This is a genomic window from Streptomyces sp. CB01881 (assembly GCF_002953255.1).
GTDB lineage: Bacteria > Actinomycetota > Actinomycetes > Streptomycetales > Streptomycetaceae > Kitasatospora.
The window spans coordinates 2,269,947-2,270,502 of the sequence record NZ_CP026498.1 but is presented as its reverse complement, the minus strand read 5'-3'; the positions used below and the strand labels follow the sequence as shown (position 1 = coordinate 2,270,502).

Annotated in this window: 2 other annotated features (1 of these 2 running past the window's edge). The window is 57.9% G+C overall.

Features of this window, described 5'->3' with window-relative positions:
• Nucleotides 1-410 (top strand) — a sequence feature (23S ribosomal RNA rRNA prediction is too short); it begins 240 nt to the left of the window's first position.
• A gap of 49 nt (nucleotides 411-459) precedes the next feature.
• Nucleotides 460-556: a sequence feature (23S ribosomal RNA rRNA prediction is too short), on the top strand.

Genomic DNA, 556 nt, shown 5'->3' with positions numbered 1-556 from the left:
TGCATTCTCACTCGTGTACCGTCCACGACTGGTTTCCACCGCCGCTTCGCCCGGCACACGACGCTCCCCTACCCATCACAGCAGGCGTTGGCCCTTCATGCTGCAATGACACGACTTCGGTGATGTGCTTGAGCCCCGCTACATTGTCGGCGCGGAATCACTTGACCAGTGAGCTATTACGCACTCTTTGGAGGTTGGCTTAGAAGCAGCCACCCTTGAAAGAGTGCGTAATAGCTCACTGGTCAAGTGATTCCGCGCCGACAATGTAGCGGGGCTCAAGCACATCACCGAAGTCGTGTCATTGCAGCATGAAGGGCCAACGCCTGCTGTGATGGGTAGGGGAGCGTCGTGTGCCGGGCGAAGCGGCGGTGGAAACCAGTCGTGGACGGTACACGAGTGAGAATGCAGGCATGAGTAGCGATACAAGAGTGAGAAACTCTTGCGCCGATTGACCAAGGGTTCCTGGGTCAAGCTGATCTGCCCAGGGTAAGTCGGGACCTAAGGCGAGGCCGACAGGCGTAGTCGATGGACAACGGGTTGATATTCCCGTACCCGC